The organism is Herminiimonas sp. (assembly GCF_030645555.1).
In the GTDB taxonomy this organism is placed as follows: domain Bacteria; phylum Pseudomonadota; class Gammaproteobacteria; order Burkholderiales; family Burkholderiaceae_D; genus Oxalicibacterium.
Genome location: NZ_JAUSME010000078.1, coordinates 1 through 3,281, shown reverse-complemented (window position 1 = coordinate 3,281; position 3,281 = coordinate 1). Strand labels below are relative to the sequence as shown.

The 3,281-nt window shown below is 54.3% G+C and carries 2 protein-coding genes; one reads left to right on the top strand and one right to left on the bottom strand.

The window, feature by feature from the left end; translation table 11 throughout:
- Positions 1-2,090 (top strand): putative bifunctional diguanylate cyclase/phosphodiesterase (locus tag Q7T06_RS03125; RefSeq protein ID WP_370652333.1); only part of this gene is annotated, 2,090 nt, incomplete at its 5' end.
- A gap of 8 nt (positions 2,091-2,098) precedes the next feature.
- On the opposite strand, the gene rpiA is transcribed toward Q7T06_RS03125, so the two are convergent.
- Complete coding sequence (gene rpiA / locus Q7T06_RS03120; protein ID WP_304779995.1) at positions 2,099-2,770, bottom strand: ribose-5-phosphate isomerase RpiA; 672 nt, start codon at positions 2,768-2,770, stop codon at positions 2,099-2,101.
- Positions 2,771-3,281: the final 511 nt, after the last annotated feature.

The following is a 3,281-nucleotide window of genomic DNA, read 5'->3' as shown; positions in this document are numbered from 1 at the left end:
CCCACCCTGCCGATCCTACCTTGCAAGCCCGTTTGCTGGGAACGCTGCTGGCCAATCTGGAAGGCATGGTCTATCGCTGCCGTCTGGATGATCACTGGACGATGGAGTTTGTCAGCGAAGGATGCCTTGCGCTGACCGGCTATACGGAAGAAGACATCCTGTTCAACAGCCGCGTCTCCTACGACGATATTACGCATCCTGACGATAGACAGCGCGTGCGCACATCCATACTGGATGCAGTCAGAAACAAGCAGCGCTTCGACATCGAATACCGCATCGTGCGCGCCGACGGCAGCGTTCGATGGGTGTGGGAACGCGGCACCAATATTACGCATGGCAACAAGGCATGGGACGTACTCGAAGGTTTTATCCAGGACATCACCGAGCGCAAGCGGGCTGACGAGGCATTGCGCGAAGCCGAGCGGCGCTACCGCAGTATTTTTGAAAATGCGATCGAAGGCATTTATCAGTCAACACCGGCCGACGGCTATCTGGCCGTCAATCCCGCCCTTGCCAGCATGTATGGCTACGACTCGCCGCAAGAGTTGGTTGCCACGCTGCGCGACATCGAACACGCTGTCTACGTGGACCCGAATCGCCGTTGCGAATTCATGCAACTGATGGCGCAAAACGGCGTCGTCACCAATTTTGAATCGCGCATCTACCGGCGTAACGGCGAAATCATCTGGATATCGGAAAACGCGCGTGCCGTGCATAACAGCGCAGGCACCCTGCTGTTTTTTGAAGGGACGGTAGAAGCGATTACCGAACGCAAGCTGCATGAAGCCGAGATCCAGTTCCAGGCCACGCATGATGCATTAACCGGCTTGCCGAACCGCACCCTGCTCTACGATCGGATGCAGCAGGCAGTATTGCATTCGGCGCGCTACGGCAATCTCACGGCCATCGCTTTCCTGGATCTGGATCAATTCAAGTTCATCAACGATAGCCTGGGCCATCAGGTCGGCGATGAGCTGCTGAAAATTACCGCACAACGCCTCACCTCCTGCCTGCGCGAAAGCGATACCGTTGCGCGCCAGGGTGGCGATGAATTCGTCCTGCTGCTTACCGGCCAGCCGAATGAGGAATCAATTACGCACACGATGCAGCGTGTGCTGCATGAAGTCGCGCAACCGTGGATGGCAAACGACCTGGAATTTCGCATCACCTGCAGCATAGGCGTCACGCTCTGCCCTGACGATGGCCGCGATGTCGAAGCCTTGCTGAAGAATGCGGATTCGGCAATGTACAAGGCGAAAGAACTGGGGCGCAATAACTTCCAGTATTTTGCTGCGGAAATGAACGATACCGTGACCGACAGGCTGGCGCTGCTGAACCGTTTGCGCCTGGCCATCCCGAATGATGAATTCGTGCTGCACTATCAACCCAAGGTCAGCCTGGCAAGCGGGGAAATAATCGGTGCCGAAGCGTTGATACGCTGGAATAGCACGCAAGGCATGGTGACGCCGGCCAGCTTCATTCCGCTGGCAGAAGAAACCGGCTTGATCATCCAGATAGGCGAGTGGGTGCTGCATACCGCCTGTCTGCAAAACCGCAGCTGGCAGCTAGCCGGCCATGCGCCGATGCCGATCTCGGTCAATCTCTCGCCGCGTCAGCTTGCACGCGGCGATATCGTCGAACTGGTGGAACGCGTACTGGCGCAAACCGGACTGGAAGCGCAATACCTGGAGCTGGAAATTACCGAAAGCGTGATGACCACCGACGTGGAAAAATCGTTTGCGCTGTTGACGCGCCTGCGTGCGCTGGGCGTAAAAATTTCGCTCGATGATTTTGGCACCGGTTATTCCAGCCTCAGCTATCTGAAGCGCTTCCCGGTCGACACCCTGAAAATAGACCAATCGTTCGTACGCGACATCGCCACCGATCAGGATAGCGCGGCCATAGTCAAAGCGATTATTTCACTCGGACACAACCTGAATTTGACAGTGCTGGCGGAAGGGATAGAAACCGAAGATCAATACCAGTTTCTTTTGCAAAATGGCTGCAATGAGGGCCAGGGTTACCTGATGGGTAAACCAGTGGCGAAGCAGGATTTCCTGCAACTGCTGCAGTTTAAAACATCAAACTAAACATCAAATTAAAATGTCAGACGCCGGACGCCTTCTGCGGTACCCAGCAAGCCGATATCGGCACCGCGTCGCGCAAACAGGCCTACCGTCACCACGCCAACGATATCGTTGATTTGTGCTTCCAGTTCGGCAGGATGCTGAATTTTCAAGCCCAGCACATCTATGATGTAGCAGCCGTTATCGGTCACAAGCGGCTTGCCATCCCTGATGCGCAAGCGCGGCTGACCGCCGAGTGCCGTCAGCCTGCGCGCCACCACGGCTTGCGCCATCGGAATCACCTCGACCGGTAGCGGGAAGTTGCCAAGCAAATCCACCAGTTTCGAGCCATCGGCTATGCAGACAAATTGTCTGGCTACGGAAGCCACGATTTTTTCGCGCGTCAATGCAGCGCCGCCGCCCTTGATCATTGCACCCTGCGGCGTGATCTCATCGGCACCGTCGATATACACCGACAGCGCATCGATATCATTCAAATCGAACACGGCTATACCGTGCGCCCGCAAGCGCTCTGCCGTCGCCTCGGAAGAAGCCACTGCGCCTTTGATGCTGTCCTTGATCTTGCCCAGTTCATCGATGAAGAAATTGGCGGTGGAGCCGGTACCGACGCCTATGATTTCGCCTGGCACTACATAATCGATAGCGGCGCGGGCAACTGCCTGTTTCATTTCATCTTGGGTCATGGCGTATGCAGAAAAAATTGATGGGTGAGAATTCAGATCAGGGCGCTATTTTACCGGATGACTTGCTTGCATCATGTAATACAGGAAGATATTGATGCTTTCAGAGATGTTTCTCTATCTTGTTGGCTTCTAGTGATAACTGAAATTGTTTTTTCTTCGATGATACTCAGTTGCCGGGGGTAGCCTGGCTGCTGTTGCTCTTGAATTGTTTCGGGAAGTTGATTTTGAATTTCACCCGCTGTGACGCTGCCGTTTGTGCGAAGCAGAAAATGGATAAAGAAGTGAACGTTGTCTGAGCCGAAGGCGAGTTTCGTTCGCTTCCCATTTCTTGATTTGCACAAACGGGAACCCGAAGGGCAGCGGCTGTGCGGTCGCCTTCTTTTGCTTACTTTTCTTGGCGAAGCAAGAAAAGTGAGTAGCAGCCGGGCTACCCCCGGCAACTGAGTCTGATCGAAGAAAATCCAATATCAGTTACCGCAAAAACAAACCAAAACCAAAACCTATCAAGATT

Coding starts and splice junctions, on each gene's coding strand:
- rpiA (WP_304779995.1), bottom strand. CDS start 2,770: ATGACCCAAGATGAAATGAAACAGGCAGTTGCCCGCGCCGCTATCGAT.